Here is a 15,855-nt window from a genome sequence, read left to right on the forward strand (position 1 = left end):
CCTGCACCTGACGCGGGCGCATAGTCTGCCTGCCATGACCGACACGACCTCCGGCCCGACGACGGGCCGCAGCCGCACCCCCAGCGCGATCGACGAGATCGCCGAGCGCTACGTCCGGACCGTCGCGGACCTCGACCCGCTCTCGGCCACCGAGATGGGCCTGACGGGCTACGACCACCGGATGACCGACCTCTCCCCGGGAGGCTGGGCGGCTCGGGCCGCCGCAGCCCGCGCGGTGCTCGAGGAGCTCGCCGCGGCCGAGCCCGTGGACGAGGTCGACCACGTCACCCTCGCGGCCATGCGCGAGCGCATCGGGCTCGAGCTCGAGCTCCACGAGGCCGACGAGCTGCTGGGCATGCTCAACAACATCGCGTCCCCCGTGCAGTACCTGCGCGACGTGTTCGACCTGATGCCCACCTCGACGCCCGAGCACTGGGAGAACGTCGCGCTGCGCCTCACCGCGCTCCCGACGGCCGTGGCCGGCGTCGTGGAGTCGCTCCGGCTCGCGGCGTCGCGCGGGCGGGTCGCCGCGCAGCGCCAGGTGCTCGAGTGCGCCGCCCAGGCCGAGGAGCTCGCGGCGCCCGGCTCGTTCTTCGAGCGGCTCGTGACGGGACCCGAGGCCGAGGCCGCGCTCGACGGCTCGGCCGCGTGCGCCGCGATCCGCAAGCAGCTCGAGGAGGGCGCCGCCGCCGCACGCGGCGCGTACGCCGACCTCGCGACCTTCCTGCGCGAGGAGCTGCTCGCACAGGCTCCCGCGCAGGACGCCGTCGGGCGCGAGCGGTACGCGCGCTGGTCGAGGTACTTCCTCGGCGCTGCCGTGGACCTCGACGAGACCTACGCGTGGGGCCTGGCCGAGCTCGACCGCGTCATCGCCGAGCAGGAGGCCGTGGCGGCCCAGATCGCGGGGCCCGGCGCGAGCGTCGCCCAGGCGATCGCGGTGCTCGACGCCGACGAGACCCGCGTGCTGCGCGGCACCGAGGCGCTGCGCGCCTGGATGCAGGAGACGTCGGACGCCGCGATCGCCGCCCTCGACGGCACGCACTTCGAGATCGCCGAGCCGCTGCTCCGGCTCGAGTGCCGGATCGCGCCCACGCAGAACGGCGGCATCTACTACACCGGCCCCTCGGACGACTTCTCGCGTCCGGGACGCATGTGGTGGTCGGTCCCGCCGGGCGTCGAGACCTTCACGACGTGGCGCGAGAAGACGACCGTCTACCACGAGGGCGTCCCCGGCCATCACCTGCAGATCGCGCAGGCGGTGCACGAGCGCGCGACGCTCAACAGCTGGCGCCGCCTGGCGTGCTGGGTCAGTGGCCACGGCGAGGGCTGGGCGCTCTACGCCGAGCGTCTGATGGCCGACCTGGGCTTCCTCGACGACCCGGGCGACCGGCTCGGCATGCTCGACGGCCAGCGCATGCGGGCCGCGCGCGTCGTGCTCGACCTCGGCGTGCACCTCGGCCTGCCCTGTCCCGAGCGCTGGGGTGGCGGCACCTGGGACGCCGACAAGGCGTGGGAGTTCCTGCGGGCCAACGTCAACATGGACGAGGGCTTCCTGCGCTTCGAGCTGTCGCGGTACCTCGGCTGGCCGGGCCAGGCGCCGTCGTACAAGGTCGGCCAGCGGCTGTGGGAGCAGGCGCGTGACACGGCCCTGGCGGCCGCGCGTGCGCGCGGCGACCAGCCCGACCTCGCGCAGTTCCACGCCCGCGCCCTGCGGCTCGGTTCCGTGGGTCTCGACGTCCTGACCGACGCGCTCGCCTGAGACCTCGACGCGGCGGGCCCGTGACCGACGTCACGGCCCGCCGCGTCGACGTGACATCCCATGACCCGTACGGTGGTGCGGCCATGACCAACCCCTGGAACCTCTCCGAGCGCCTGCACGTCGACCTGCGACGTCAGGCCAGCTCGTCATGTCGTGGCGCCTCGAGCGCCGCGTCGGCCCGCTGAGGCCGACGCCGGCGCGTACGCGCCCACGTCCTGACTCCTGAGAGGTACCCCCATGGCGACCACGCCACGTCTCCGCCTGCCGTCCTTCGGCACCCAGATCCTCGCCGCACTCGTCCTCGGCATCGGCCTGGGCCTGCTCGCCCTCGCGATCGGCGAAGGGCCCGACGAGAGCCCCAACGGTCTCACCGTCACGCTCGCGACCCTGGGCAGCACATTCGTCACGCTGCTCAAGGCCCTCGTGCCGCCCCTCATCGTGACCGCGATCATCGCGTCGGTCACCAACCTGCGGCAGGTCACCGACGCCGCGCGGCTCGCGGGTCGCACGCTGCTGTGGTTCGCCGTCACTGCGCTCGCGTCGGTCACCATCGGCATCGTCCTGGGCCTCGTCTTCCGGCCCGGCCTGAGCACGACCCTCACGCCCGACAACGGCACGGCTCCGTCCCGCACGGGCTCGTGGCTCGACTTCCTCACCGGGCTGCTGCCGGTGAACTTCCTGGGCCTGAGCGCGGGGACGAACCTCCAGACCGACGAGGGCGTGGTCACGGGCGCCTCGACCTCCTTGAGCTTCAACGCCCTGCAGCTCGTGGTCATCGCGCTCGCGGTGGGCATCGCGGCGCTCAAGGTCGGCGACGCGGCCGAGCCCTTCCTCGCGTTCAACCGGTCGCTCCTCGCGATCGTCCAGAAGGTCCTGTGGTGGGTCATCCGGCTCGCCCCGCTCGGCACGCTCGGCCTGCTCGGCAACGCCGTCGCGACGTACGGCTGGGAGCTCCTCGCCCCGCTCGGGACCTTCACGGTGGCCGTCTACGTGGGGCTCGCGCTCGTGCTCTTCGCGCTGTACCCGCTGCTGCTCCGGGCCCACGGGCTCTCACCGCTGCGCTGGTACGCCGGCGCCTGGCCCGCGATCCAGCTCGCGTTCGTGTCACGCTCCTCGTTCGGGACCCTGCCGGTGACCGAGCGCGTGACCGTGCGCAACCTGGGCGTCCCGCGCGAGTACGCGTCCTTCGCGGTGCCCTTCGGCGCCACCACCAAGATGGACGGCTGCGCCGCGATCTACCCCGCGCTCGCGGCGATCTTCGTCGCGCAGGTGTTCGGGGTGCAGCTCTCGGTGTGGGACTACCTGCTCATCGCATTCGTCTCGGTCGTCGGCTCGGCCGCGACCGCCGGCCTCACCGGCGCGCTCGTGATGCTCACGCTCACCCTGTCCACGCTGGGCCTGCCGCTCGAGGGCGTGGGCCTGCTGCTCGCGATCGACCCGATCCTCGACATGGGCCGCACCGCGGTCAACGTCGCGGGGCAGACGCTGGTGCCGACGATCGTCGCGCGCCGTGCGGGCATCCTCGACCGCGCGGTCTACGACGCGACCGACGCCGCGGACCCGTTCGCGGACGACGTCGAGCCGACGCGGCCCGCGGACGCGGCGACGACCGAGCCCGCCGCGGGCGAGAACGCCGACCGCGCGCCGGCACGCGCCTGACCGACCGTCCGCAGGGGCACCCGGAGGCCACCGCCGCTACCCTGCGGCGGTGGCCTCCCTCGTCCTCGCCTCCGCGTCCCCCGCCCGCCTCGCGACCCTGCGAGCCGCGGGCATCGAGCCGTCGGTGCGCGTCTCGGGCGTCGACGAGGACGCCGTGCTCGCCGCGGCGGCCGCTGCCGACGGGACCCCTGCCCCCGCACAGGCCGTCCTCGTGCTGGCCGCGGCCAAGGCGCAGGAGGTCGCCGAGGGGCTCGCACCGGGTGACACGCTCGTCCTGGGCTGCGACTCGCTGCTCGAGCTGGACGGCGAGGTGCTCGGCAAGCCGCACGAGCCCGCCGAGGCCGTGCGGCGCTGGCACCGCATGCGCGGGCGCGCGGGTGTGCTCCACACGGGTCACTGGCTGGTCGACCTGCGCCCGGGCCGCCCGGTCCCCCAGGTGGGCGCGACCTCGTCGACCGTGGTGCACTTCGCCGACCTCAGCGACGCCGAGGTCGAGGCGTACGTCGCGACCGGCGAACCGCTCGCGGTCGCGGGGGCCTTCACCGTCGACGGCCTCGGCGGACCCTTCGTGACCCGCATCGAGGGCGACCACCACGGCGTCGTCGGGCTGAGCCTGCCGCTGCTGCGCGACCTGCTCGCCGAGGTGGACCTGACGGTGCCCGACCTGTGGGCCTCCTCCACCGCGCACTGAGCGAGCCTGTCGGGCCGCCACAGTCCCCGGCCCGCACGGGCCGGGCCCGAGCCTCGTGACCGGGTGCGATGGTGGTCCGGCACAAAGCCCCCGCCGGGGCCTTTGCCGATTCCACCAAAGGTAGAGCGGCAAGCCGCCGCCGAGGATCGATCCGCGCCGCCGGACGTTACGGTGAGCCGTGCCCGAGATCCGCAAGGTCCTCATCGCCAACCGTGGTGAGATCGCCGTCCGCATCGCCCGCGCGTGCGCCGACGCGCAGATCGCGAGCGTCGCCGTCTACGCCGACCCGGACCGCGAGTCGCTGCACGTGCGCCTGGCCGACGAGGCGTTCGCCCTCGCCGGCGCGCGCGCGGCCGACACGTACCTGGACATCGGCAAGCTGCTCGACGTCGCACGTCGCAGCGGGGCGGACGCGGTGCACCCCGGCTACGGGTTCCTCGCGGAGGACGCCCGCTTCGCGCAGGCCGTCATCGACGAGGGCCTCACGTGGGTGGGGCCGCCGCCCTCGGCGATCGAGTCGCTCGGCGACAAGGTCAGCGCGCGGCACATCGCGCAGCGCGCGGGTGCCCCCCTGGTCGCGGGCACGGCCGATCCCGTGGCCGACGCCACCGAGGTCGAGCGGTTCGCCGCCGAGCACGGCCTCCCGGTCGCGATCAAGGCTGCCTTCGGCGGCGGTGGGCGCGGGCTCAAGGTGGCACGCAGCCACGACGAGATCCGCGAGATGTACGACTCCGCGGTGCGCGAGGCGACCGCAGCCTTCGGCCGCGGCGAGTGCTTCGTCGAGCGCTACCTCGACGCCCCACGCCACGTGGAGACCCAGTGCCTGGCCGACGCCCACGGTGGCGTGGTCGTGGTCTCCACGCGCGACTGCTCGCTCCAGCGTCGCCACCAGAAGCTCGTGGAGGAGGCGCCCGCACCGTTCCTGACGCCCGCGCAGGAGCAGCTGCTGCGGGAGTCCTCGATCGCGATCCTGCGCGAGGCGGGGTACGTGGGGGCGGGCACGTGCGAGTTCCTGGTCGCGGCGGACGGCACCGTCTCCTTCCTCGAGGTCAACACGCGCCTGCAGGTCGAGCACCCCGTCACCGAGGAGGTCACGGGGATCGACCTGGTGCGCGAGCAGCTACGGATCGCCGCGGGCGAGCCCCTGGGCTACGACGACGTCCCGACGCGCGGGCACTCGATCGAGTTCCGGATCAACGGCGAGGACCCTGCCGCGGGCTTCCTCCCGGCTCCCGGCCGCATCACCCGCCTGGTGCTGCCCAGCGGCCCGGGTGTGCGCGTCGACTCGGGCGTCGTCGAGGGTGACACCGTGTCGGGTGCCTTCGACTCGATGATCGCCAAGCTCGTCGTCACGGGCGCGACCCGTACCCAGGCGGTCGAGCGCGCACGGCGCGCGCTGCGGGAGCTCGAGGTCGTCGGCATCCCGACGGTCGTGCCCTTCCACCGCGCCGTCCTCGAGGCACCCGAGTTCGTGCCGGCGGATCCCCTGACCCCGTTCAGCGTGCACACGCGCTGGATCGAGACGGGCTTCGCCGAGAGGCTCGGCACCCTCGGCGGACCGTCCACGACCGAGGCGGACGACGTCCCGGCAGAGCCCGAGACCGAGCGCGTCGTCGTCGAGGTGGGCGGCAAGCGCATCGAGGTCGTGCTCCCGGCCGGCCTGGGCGGGCTGGGAGCCCGCGGCCGCGGCCCCGCGCGGCAGGCGCGGCCGCGCCGCACGACGCAGGCGCGCTCCGGCGGGTCGAACGGCACCACGCTCGCCTCCCCCATGCAGGGCACCATCGTCAAGGTCGCGGTCGACGACGGCGCGCAGGTGGCCGAGGGTGACCTCGTGGTGGTCCTCGAGGCGATGAAGATGGAGCAGCCGCTCGTCGCCCACCGTGCGGGCACGGTGCGCGGGCTCACCGCGGGCGTCGGCGCGAGCGTGAGCGCGGGCACGGCGATCTGCGAGATCGTGGGCTGAGGGTGCGCTCGTGACGGGCAGGTCGTGACGGGCGGGGCCGGCATCCACCGGCAGCCGGGCGACGGCTGGCTCGAGTGCACGTGCGGCACCCGGCACTGGGGGCTCCACGGAGCAGCCGGCCTGCTGCTCACGCGCACCGTGCGCACGGGCGACACGGACGACGAGCCCGAGGTCGTCCTGCAGCACCGTGCCGAGTGGAGCGACCACGGCGGCACGTGGGGCATCCCCGGTGGTGCGCTCGCCCCGGGTGAGAGCGCCGTCGACGGCGCGCTGCGCGAGGCGGCCGAGGAGGCGGGGATCGATCCCGAGGCTCTCGAGGTCCGGTCGACGCACGTGCTCGACCACGGACCGTGGTCCTACACGACGGTGGTCGCGCACGCGACCGGCCCCCAGCACCCGCGGCCCACCGATCCTGAGAGCCTCGAGATCGCATGGGTCGCCGCGAGCCGCGTGCCAGGCCTGCCCCTGCTGCCCGCCTTCGCGGCCGCCTGGCCCACGCTTCGCGCTCGGCTGCCCGGCTGATCCCGGCACCACGCACGCGGGCCGACGCCCGGGGCCGCACGGCCAGGGCCCCGGGGCCCGTGACCCGGCGTCAGGGCTCGCGCGCGTGCAGCACGCGCGCGACCTCCGCGATCGAGCCCGAGAGCGACGGGTAGACCGTGAAGGAGCGCGCGACGTCGTCGGACGTGAGGCGGTGGCTCACGGCGATGGTGAGCGGGAAGATCAGCTCGCCCGCACGGGGGGCGACCACGACGCCGCCGAGCACCGTGCCCGTCGCCGCGTGCGCGAACAGCTTCACGAAGCCGTCCTTCATCCCGAGCATCTTGGCCCGCGGGTTGCGGGCGAGGGCGAGAGTGCTCGTGACGTAACGCACACCGGCCTCGTCGAGCGCGCGCTGCGAGCGCCCCACTGTCGCGATCTCCGGGGCCGTGAAGATGTTGGCTGCGACCTCGCTCAGGTCGAGCGGCTGCACCGCGTCGCCGAGCGCGTGCGCCATCGCGATCCGGCCCTGCATCGCCGCGACCGAGGCCAGCGGCAGCACCCCCGTGCAGTCGCCCGCCGCGTACACGCCGCGGGCGCTCGTGCGTGACACCCGGTCCACCTCGACGTGACCCCCGGGGCCCAGGTGCACGCCGGCCTCCTCGAGGCCGATCCCGGCGGTGCTGGGCACCGAGCCCACGGCCATGAGGCAGTGCGACCCCTCGACCACGCGCCCGTCGGACAGGGTCACGGCCACGCCGTCGGCCGTGCGCCGCGCCGAGGCCGCGCGCGACCTGCTGAGCACCGTCATCCCCCGGTCGGTGAAGACGTCCTCGATCACCTGCGCCGCGTCGGCGTCCTCTCCGGGGAGCACGCGCTCCCGCGAGGAGACGAGCACGACGTCCGACCCGAGCGAGCGGTACGCCCCGGCGAACTCGGCCCCTGTGACCCCCGAGCCCACGACGACGAGCCGCTCGGGCAGCCGGTCGAGGTGGTAGAGCTGCGTCCACGTGAGGATCCGCTCGCCGTCGGGCTGCGCCTCGGGTAGCACGCGCGGCGTCGCGCCCGTCGCCACGAGGACGACGTCGGCGTCGAGGGTCCGCTCGCGCTCGTCCGCGGCGACAACCACGCGCTCGGGCCCGTCGAGCCGGCCCGTGCCCTCGATCACGTCGACGCCCTCGTTCTCGAGCCGCGTGCGGATGTCCTGGGACTGGGCCTCGGCGAGGCGCCGGACACGCGCGTTGACCTCGTCCAGCAGCACCTGGTGCCCGCGCGCGGGGCCGTCGGTCGGCAGCCCCGCCGTCCGGATCCCGAGCTCGGGGGCGCGGTCCGCGATCGTCATCCACTCGGCCGTCGCGATGAGGGTCTTGGACGGAACCACGTCGGTGAGCACCGCTGCGCCACCGACGCCGCTGCGCTCGACCAGCGAGACGCGCGCGCCCGACCTCCGGGCGACGAGCGCGGCCTCGTACCCGCCCGGCCCTCCGCCGACGACGACGACGTGCGGGCCGCCCGAGCGGGGGCGCGGGGTGGGCTCGGGCGCGGGTTCGGCGAGGCCGGGGGTCGTGGAGGTCACCTGGACATTGTGCCAAGCACGACGGCGGCGGCGCCCGTCGGGCCCAACGTACCTGCGTCGGGGTGCGCGCCCGGTTAACCTCGCCCCATGACCACGCACGCCCCTGACCTGGACGACCCCACCACCGACCCGCTCGAGGTCGCCCGCGCGGCGGCCGAGGCGATCGCCGCGCGGACGGGTGTCGCACGGCACGACCTCGCGCTCGTGCTCGGCTCGGGCTGGGGCGGTGCGGCCGAGCTCCTGGGCGAGACGGTCGCCGAGGTGCCGAGCCACGAGATCCCCGGGTTCAGCGCGCCCGCGGTCGAGGGTCACGTCGGGACCATGCGCTCGGTCCGCCTGCACGACGGCGAGCGTCACGCGCTCGTGCTCGGCTCGCGCACGCACCTGTACGAGGGGCGTGGCGTGCGACGCGTCGTCCACGGCGTGCGGACCGCAGCGGCGGCGGGAGCACGCGCGATCGTGCTGACCAACGGGTGCGGCGGGCTCGACCCGAGCTGGGCACCGGGCACGCCCGTCCTGATCCGGGACCACCTCAACCTGACCGCCACCTCACCGCTCGAGGGCGCGACGTTCGTCGACCTCACGGACCTGTACGCGGCGCGGCTGCGCGCGATCGCGCACGAGGTCGACCCGACCCTCGCCGAGGGCGTCTACGCGCAGTTCCCCGGGCCCCACTACGAGACGCCGGCGGAGGTCGCGATGGCGGGCCGCATGGGCGCCGACCTCGTCGGCATGTCGACGACCCTCGAGGCGATCGCGGCCCGCCACGTGGGGCTCGAGGTGCTCGGCATCTCGCTGGTCACGAACCTCGCCGCGGGCGTGGGCGACGAGGCGCTGTCGCACGCCGAGGTCATCGAGGCCGGGCAGGCGGCCGCGGGCCGGATCAGCCGGCTGCTCGCCGAGATCGTGGGGCGGATCTGATGGCGCTCGACCCGACCCTGGCGGCCCAGGTCCGCGCGTGGGCCGACGACGACCCCGACCCGCAGACCGCCGAGCATCTTCGCATGCTGCTCGCGACGGCCGAGGACGACGACGAGGGCCTCGCCCGTGCGGCGCAGGACGAGCTCGCGGACCGGTTCTCGGGCCCGCTCGAGTTCGGCACCGCCGGCCTGCGCGGCGCGCTGGGCGGAGGTCCGCACCGCATGAACCGGGCCGTGGTGATCCGCGCGGCCGCCGGACTCGTGCACTACCTGCGGGACGCGCTGAGCGCCGTCCGCGCGGACGGCGGGATCGACGTCGAGGGCCCGCGCGTCGTGATCGGCTACGACGCCCGCTTCAACTCCGACGTGTTCGCGGCCGACACCGCGGCGGTCGTCACCGCGGCGGGCGGCCACGCCCTCCTGCTCCCCTCTCCCCTGCCCACCCCGGTGCTCGCGTTCGCGGTGCGTCACCTGGGTGCGGACGCGGGCGTGATGGTCACCGCGAGCCACAACCCGCCGCAGGACAACGGCTACAAGGTCTACCTCGGCGGCCGCGTGGTGACCGACGGCGGTCAGGGCGCGCAGATCGTGCCGCCGTACGACGCCGAGATCGCCGAGCGCATCGCCGCCGTCGAGTCCGTCGCGTCCGTCCCCCGCTCCGAGGGCGGCTGGACCGTGCTCGGCGAGGAGGTCCTCGACGCCTACCTCACCGCGGTCGGCGCGCTCGCGGAGCCCGGCGCACCGCGCGACCTGCGTGTGGTCGTGACGCCGCTGCACGGCGTGGGTGGTCACGTCGCCGAGCTCGTGCTGCGCGGTGCGGGCTTCACCGACCTGCACTTCGTCGCCGAGCAGGCCCTGCCCGACCCGCGATTCCCCACCGTCGCCTTCCCGAACCCCGAGGAGCCGGGCGCGATCGACCTGGCGCTCGCGCTCGCGGAGGAGGTCGACGCGGACCTGGTGCTCGCGAACGACCCGGATGCCGACCGCTGCGCCGTCGCGGTGCGCGACCCGCGCTCGGCCTCGTACCGGGGCGAGGGGTCGGCCGCCGCGGGCGGCTGGCGCATGCTCCACGGTGACGAGGTGGGCGCCCTGCTGGGCGAGGACGTCGCCCGACGCGTCGCGCAGGCACGGCCCGACGGCGTGCTCGCGAGCTCGATCGTCTCGTCGCGCCTGCTGGGGCGGATCGCCGCAGCGCACGGGCTCCGCCACCGCGCGACACTCACCGGGTTCAAGTGGATCTCGCGCGTCGAGGGTCTCGTCTTCGGGTACGAGGAGGCCCTCGGCTACTGCGTCGACCCGGCGACGGTCCGTGACAAGGACGGTCTGAGCGCCGCCCTGCTGCTCGCGGGGCTCGCGGCACGCGTCAAGGCCGAGGGCCGCACGCTGGTCGACCTGCTCGACGACCTCGCGCTCGAGCACGGGCTGCACCTGACGGACCAGCTCTCGGCACGGTTCACCGACCTCGGCCAGATCCCGGCCACGATGGACCGGGTGCGGACCTCGCCCCCGCAGACGCTCGCCGGGTCACACGTCGTCGAGGTCCGGGACCTGTCCGTCGGGAACCTCGACGAGCCCGACGGGCTGCCACCGACGGACGGCCTGCTCCTGCTCGCCGAGGACGACACGCGCGTCGTCGTGCGCCCGAGCGGGACCGAGCCCAAGGTCAAGTGCTACCTCGAGGTGGTCGTGGACGTGCCGGCCTCCGCCGACGACGGCGATCGGGTGGGGGCCGCGCGGCGCGCTGCCCGCGAGCGCCTCGACGCGGTGCGCGCCGACGTCGCGGGCGCCCTCGGCCTCTAGGCGGACTCGGAAGGCCACTGCCCGCGCTCGCGGAGCACCTCACGGAGCACGTCGGCGCGGTCGCTCACGAGCCCGTCGACCCCGAGGTCGAGCAGGCGGCGCATGTCCGCGGCCTCGTTGACCGTCCACACGTGCACCTGCACGCCCGCGCGGTGCGCGGCCTCGACGGTGCGCTCCGAGACGACGCGTACCCGCCCGGCGCTCTCTGGCACCTGCAGGCACGCCACGTCCCGCAGGGCGCGACGCACCCCGGGTGTCACGCCCGTCCGCGCGAGCGCGAGGAACGTCGCTGTCACCCGGTTGCCCGCCGAGGTCGCCACGGGACGGGAGAGCGCACCGACGACGGCGCGGCGCCGTGCGTCCGAGAAGGACGCGATGCACACGCGGTCGTGCGCGCGCGTGCGCTCGACCACCTCGATCGTGGGCCGGACGGCCGACGCGGCCTTCACGTCGATGTTGACGCGCAGGTCGGGCCACGCGTCGAGGAGCTCGTCGAGCCGTGGCACGGGCTCGGTACCCGCGATGCGGGCCGTGCGGACCCGCGACCACGGCAGCTCGGCCACGGCGCCGCGCGCGTCCGTCACGCGGTCGAGCGTCGTGTCGTGGAAGGCGACGGCGACACCGTCGGCCGTGCCGTGGACGTCCGTCTCGACGTAGGTGAAGCCGAGGCGTACGGCCGCCTCGAACGCGGCCATCGAGTTCTCGGGGTGCTCGGCCGAGAAGCCGCGGTGGGCGAGCGCGACCGGACCGGGGTGGTCCAGGTAGGCCATGGCGCCGGGCTCAGGCGCGGTGGCGACCCGAGCCGGGTGCCGTCCAGCCTGGCAGGACCTGCTCGGCGACGAGGACCTCGCGCTCGTCGTGGTGCAGGAACGCGGCACGTGCCGCGGTGACCGTGGCCTCGCGCAGGTCCGCGAGGGTCCACCCCGCCTCCTCGACCAGGCGCGTCATCTCCGTGGTCATCGACGTGCCGGACATCAGCCGGTTGTCGGTGTTGACGGTGACCGCGAAGCCGAGGCGTGCGAGCAGCGAGATCGGGTGCCGCGCGACGGACTCGGCCGCACCCGTCTGGACGTTCGACGACGGGCAGACCTCGAGCGGCACCTGCTGGTCGCGGACCCAGTGGGCGACCACGCCCAGGCGCGCGTGCTCGAGGCCGTCCGGATCCGCCTCGGTGGGCTCGCCGAACGTGATGTCCTCCACGATGCGCACGCCGTGACCGAGACGCAGCGCGCCGCCCACGTGGAGGGCCTCCTCGATCGACTCGACCCCCGCGGCCTCGCCGGCGTGCACGGTCACCGGGAAGCTCGCGCGGCGGAGCGTCGCGAACGCCCGGTGGTGACGTGACGGCGGGAAACCTGCCTCAGCACCGGCGATGTCGAAGCCGAGCACGCCGCGGTCACGGTTCGCGAGCGCGAGGCGGGCGATCTCGTGACCACGATCGGCGTGCCGCATCGCGGTCACGAGCTGACCGACACGGATGGAGCGGCCCTGCGCGGCGGCCTCGGCGACACCCTCGTCGAGCCCCGCCTGGACCGCGTCGACGACCTCCTGCAGCTCGAGCCCGCGCTGCTGGTGCTGCTCGGGCGCATAGCGCTGCTCGGCGTACACGACGCCGTCGGCCGCGAGGTCCACGACGGACTCGCGGGCGACGCGACGCAGGTGATCGGCGGTCTGCATCACCGCGATCGTGTGGTCGAACGTCTCGAGGTAGCGCTCGAGCGAGCCCGAGCTCGCGGCCTCGACGAACCAGCGGCCGAGCTCGTCCGCGTCGGTGCTGGGCAGCTCGTGGCCCACCTCGGCGGCGAGCTCGACGATCGTCGCCGGCCGCAGCCCGCCGTCCAGGTGGTCGTGCAGCACGACCTTCGGCAGGTCGGCGATCGTCTCGGGGCTCAACGGCAGCGCACGACTCATGGCGCACACGCTAGCGGCCCGGGGCCCCCGGGGCTCACTCGCCCGAGGGGTAGTCGTCGGTCTCGTCCTCCGGCAGGGTCTGCGCCTGCTCGACGACGTCCGGCTCCGCGGCCTCGTCGCGCAGGTCGGGACGAGGGGCGGCGGGCTGGTGCTCCGCCTCGACGGGCACGGTCGAGCGGCTCGGGTCCTGCACCTCGCTGCTGTCCGGCGGCACGAGCCCTGCGTCGGCCCACGTGTCGTCACCCGGTGTGGTGCTCATGGTCGCTCCTCTCTCCTCACGGCGCCCGTGCCTGCGTCCCACGGGCCCGGCCCCATCGTGTCGCCGTCGGGGAGGCGCCGCCAGCCGAGGGTGGAGGCCACCGGGACCGTTCCCGGGGATCACAGGACGGGCAGGACCGCCCACGTCACGTGCCGCCAGCGGCCGAGGGCGGGCGACGGCACGGTGGGGCGCTCGAGCGCCGCGCGGCGGACCCTGAGCACGCGTCCCGCCGAGGGCTCCCAGACCACGAGGGTGTCGCCGTCGCGACCCACCACGAGCACGACGTGCCGGGGCACCGCGCCCCACGGACCGTCTCGCAGGTCGCCGCCGCTGTAGAGCGGCACCGGGACCCCGCGGTCGACCGCGGCCACCACCGCGTCCAGCACGGCCCGCAGGTGGACGACGTCCGTGTCGGCGACCGCGACGTGCGTGAAGGCGACCCCGGCGAACCTGGCCTCGCGCGCCGCCCCCCACGGCGGCGTGCCGAGCGCCCCGGGCCACGTGAGGCCGAGCAGCGACCGTGCGCAGCTGCGACGGTGCAGCACGCGCTGGACGGGCGCGAAACGTCGCGCGGGCGGCGCCTCGCGCAGGGTGTCGAGCCGTGCCTGCGGGGCGCCGGCGAGCTCGGGAGGCCGACCGCTGCGCACGAGCTCACCCGTGGCGAGCCAGAGCGCGAGCGCGGGGTCGCCCGCGGCCGCGAGCATCGTCAGGACCGCCGGGCCGCACGTCGTCCCGTCGCTCTGACGCCCGTGGTGCGCGAGAGCGGCCACCGGGTCGTGCACCGCGCGGCGGGTCGGGCCGTCGAGCCCCGCCCAGCGGCCGGCGAGCTCGGCGACCGCCGTGAGCGACCACGTCGCCGCGAGCGTGCGCGCGAGCACCTCGGAGCCGCGGGTGTCACCCGCCGCGGCTGAGGCCTCCGTCAGCGCTTCGACGCGGTCGCGGGCGCCCGTCGGCAGCAGGGTCAGCGCACGTGCGGCCGTGGCACGCACCACGTGCGGCTCGGGCTCGGCCGCGGCGCGCACGGCCGGCGGGTCCGCGACGCCGGGGCCGTGGCCGAGCCGGCGCAGGACCGTCGTCAGCTGCAGCGACGCACGGTGCGCGCTGCCCGCCCCCTGAGCCATGCCCGTGAGTGTCTCAGCCGGCGGCGACCCTGTCGATGACGAGCGGACGGTCGGCCGGGCGCGAACCCTCGGGGGCGATCGCGACGGCGTCGGCGAGAGCCTCGCGCGCCCGCGCGAAGCGCTCGGGCGTGTCGGTGTGCAGCGTCATGAGCGGCTCCCCGGCGCGCACCACGGTCCCCGGCTTGGCGTGCAGCTCGACGCCTGCACCGGCCTGCACCGGGTCCTCCTTGCGGGCACGGCCGGCGCCGAGGCGCCAGGCGGCGACCCCGACGGCGAGCGCGTCGAGCTCGAGGAGCACGCCGTCGGCCGGGGCGAGCACGTGCTCGGTCTCGCGCGCGACAGGCAGGGGCGCGTCCGGGTCCCCTCCCTGGGCGGCGATCATGCGCCGCCACGCGTCCATGGCGCGTCCGTCCCGCAGCGCGTCGGCCGGGTCGACGTCTCCCCTGCCGGCACCCGCGAGCATCTCGCGTGCGAGCGCGAGGGTGAGGTCCACGACGTCCTGCGGGCCGCCGCCCGCGAGCACCTCGACGGACTCGCGCACCTCGAGCGCGTTGCCCGCCGTGAGGCCGAGCGGGGTCGACATGTCCGTGAGGAGCGCGACGGTGTGGACACCCGCGTCGGTGCCGAGCGCCACCATGGTGCGTGCGAGCTCACCCGCGCGCTCGGCGTCCTTCATGAAGGCACCCGAGCCCACCTTGACGTCCAGCACGAGGGCACCCGTGCCCTCGGCGATCTTCTTGCTCATGATCGAGCTCGCGATGAGCGGGATGGCCTCGACCGTCCCGGTGACGTCACGCAGCGCGTAGAGCTTGCGATCGGCGGGGGCGAGGCCCGAGCCCGCCTGGCAGATCACGGCCCCGACGTCCTCGAGCTGCCGCATCATCTCGTCGTTGCTCAGCGCGGCGCGCCAGCCAGGGATCGCCTCGAGCTTGTCGAGGGTCCCACCCGTGTGGCCGAGGCCGCGTCCCGAGAGCTGGGGCACGGCCACGCCGCACGCGGCGACCAGCGGCGCGAGCGGGAGGGTGATCTTGTCACCCACGCCGCCCGTCGAGTGCTTGTCCGCGGTGGGGCGGGACAGCGACGAGAAGTCCATCCGCTCACCGGACGCGATCATGGCCGCGGTCCAGCGCGAGATCTCCGCCCGGTCCATCCCGTTGAGGAGGATCGCCATCGCGAGCGCCGACATCTGCTCGTCGGCGACCACGCCGCGGGTGTAGGCGTCGACCACCCAGTCCACCTGGGCGTCGCTCAGCCGACCACCGTCCCGCTTGGTCCGGATGACGTCGACGGCGTCGTGCGCCTCGTGCGTGCTCATGCGCGCTCCACCAGGTCGTCGGGTCCGAAGGCGTCGGGCAGCACCTCGGTCATCGGCTTGATGCCACTCACGGTGTCCACGAGCAGCGGCGCGCCGCCGTGCTCCCAGAGCAGCTGACGGCACCGCCCGCACGGCATCAGGGCGTTGCCGTGCCGGTCGACGCACGCGAACGCGACCAGACGACCACCGCCCGAGGTGTGCAGCGCGCCCACGAGGGAGCACTCGGCGCAGAGGCCCACGCCGTACGACGCGTTCTCGACGTTCGAACCGACGACCACGCGGCCGTCGTCCACGAGGGCCGCGGCGCCGACGGGGAAGTTCGAGTACGGGGCGTACGCCGTGCGCATCACGTCGCGCGCGGCCGCACGCAGGGCGTCCCAGTCGATCTCGGGTGTGGTCAT

General features: G+C 75.0%; 14 protein-coding genes. 7 read left to right on the plus strand and 7 right to left on the minus strand.

The features are described from left to right. Nucleotides 1-34: 34 nt before the first annotated feature. The 5 genes from GXB85_RS09030 to GXB85_RS09050 all read left to right on the plus strand — a co-directional run bounded on the left by GXB85_RS09030 (nucleotide 35) and on the right by GXB85_RS09050 (nucleotide 6,594). Nucleotides 35-1,759, plus strand: coding sequence for a DUF885 domain-containing protein (locus GXB85_RS09030; protein WP_161917323.1), 1,725 nt, complete (start codon nucleotides 35-37; stop codon nucleotides 1,757-1,759). Between the two features lie 237 nt (nucleotides 1,760-1,996). Beyond that, nucleotides 1,997-3,418, plus strand: a complete 1,422-nt coding sequence (locus tag GXB85_RS09035; protein ID WP_161917324.1) for a dicarboxylate/amino acid:cation symporter — start codon at nucleotides 1,997-1,999, stop codon at nucleotides 3,416-3,418. A 49-nt stretch (nucleotides 3,419-3,467) separates the two neighbouring features. Beyond that, nucleotides 3,468-4,109: a Maf family nucleotide pyrophosphatase gene (locus GXB85_RS09040; protein WP_161917325.1), complete on the plus strand. Its 642-nt coding sequence runs from the start codon at nucleotides 3,468-3,470 to the stop codon at nucleotides 4,107-4,109. Nucleotides 4,110-4,287: 178 nt separating this feature from the next. After that, entirely contained in the window at nucleotides 4,288-6,072 is a 1,785-nt protein-coding gene (locus tag GXB85_RS09045; protein WP_161917326.1) for a biotin carboxylase N-terminal domain-containing protein, read from the plus strand. Between the two features lie 24 nt (nucleotides 6,073-6,096). Further along, on the plus strand, nucleotides 6,097-6,594 hold the full coding sequence (locus GXB85_RS09050; protein ID WP_161917327.1) for an NUDIX hydrolase: 498 nt from the start codon (nucleotides 6,097-6,099) through the stop codon (nucleotides 6,592-6,594). A 70-nt stretch (nucleotides 6,595-6,664) separates the two neighbouring features. On the opposite strand, the gene GXB85_RS09055 is transcribed toward GXB85_RS09050, so the two are convergent. Then, nucleotides 6,665-8,128 (minus strand): NAD(P)H-quinone dehydrogenase, encoded by a 1,464-nt coding sequence (locus tag GXB85_RS09055; RefSeq protein WP_161917328.1) that lies wholly within the window; start codon nucleotides 8,126-8,128, stop codon nucleotides 6,665-6,667. Nucleotides 8,129-8,215: 87 nt separating this feature from the next. On the opposite strand from GXB85_RS09055, the gene GXB85_RS09060 reads away from it, so the two are divergent. Together GXB85_RS09060 and GXB85_RS09065 are read left to right on the plus strand one after the other, a co-directional pair. Next, entirely contained in the window at nucleotides 8,216-9,049 is an 834-nt protein-coding gene (locus GXB85_RS09060) for a purine-nucleoside phosphorylase (RefSeq protein ID WP_161917329.1), read from the plus strand. Further along, nucleotides 9,049-10,848: a phospho-sugar mutase gene (locus tag GXB85_RS09065; protein WP_161917330.1), complete on the plus strand. Its 1,800-nt coding sequence runs from the start codon at nucleotides 9,049-9,051 to the stop codon at nucleotides 10,846-10,848. Before GXB85_RS09060 ends, GXB85_RS09065 begins: the two co-directional genes overlap by 1 nt. On the opposite strand, the gene GXB85_RS09070 is transcribed toward GXB85_RS09065, so the two are convergent. From GXB85_RS09070 to GXB85_RS09095, 6 genes are all read right to left on the minus strand, one after another. Beyond that, on the minus strand, nucleotides 10,845-11,618 hold the full coding sequence (locus GXB85_RS09070) for a glycerophosphodiester phosphodiesterase (RefSeq protein ID WP_161917331.1): 774 nt from the start codon (nucleotides 11,616-11,618) through the stop codon (nucleotides 10,845-10,847). The genes GXB85_RS09065 and GXB85_RS09070 overlap by 4 nt on opposite strands. A gap of 10 nt (nucleotides 11,619-11,628) precedes the next feature. Beyond that, complete coding sequence (locus tag GXB85_RS09075) at nucleotides 11,629-12,759, minus strand: adenosine deaminase (protein ID WP_161917332.1); 1,131 nt, start codon at nucleotides 12,757-12,759, stop codon at nucleotides 11,629-11,631. 34 nt (nucleotides 12,760-12,793) lie between these two features. Continuing rightward, nucleotides 12,794-13,018 (minus strand): hypothetical protein, encoded by a 225-nt coding sequence (locus GXB85_RS09080; RefSeq protein ID WP_161917333.1) that lies wholly within the window; start codon nucleotides 13,016-13,018, stop codon nucleotides 12,794-12,796. A 119-nt stretch (nucleotides 13,019-13,137) separates the two neighbouring features. Next, nucleotides 13,138-14,139: a hypothetical protein gene (locus GXB85_RS09085; protein ID WP_161917334.1), complete on the minus strand. Its 1,002-nt coding sequence runs from the start codon at nucleotides 14,137-14,139 to the stop codon at nucleotides 13,138-13,140. A 13-nt stretch (nucleotides 14,140-14,152) separates the two neighbouring features. After that, complete coding sequence (locus tag GXB85_RS09090) at nucleotides 14,153-15,454, minus strand: thymidine phosphorylase (RefSeq protein WP_161917335.1); 1,302 nt, start codon at nucleotides 15,452-15,454, stop codon at nucleotides 14,153-14,155. After that, nucleotides 15,451-15,855, minus strand: a complete 405-nt coding sequence (locus GXB85_RS09095; protein ID WP_161917336.1) for a cytidine deaminase — start codon at nucleotides 15,853-15,855, stop codon at nucleotides 15,451-15,453. Before GXB85_RS09095 ends, GXB85_RS09090 begins: the two co-directional genes overlap by 4 nt.

The sequence above is a fragment of the Cellulomonas sp. APG4 genome, assembly GCF_009996735.1.
Classification (GTDB): Bacteria; Actinomycetota; Actinomycetes; order Actinomycetales; family Cellulomonadaceae; genus Actinotalea.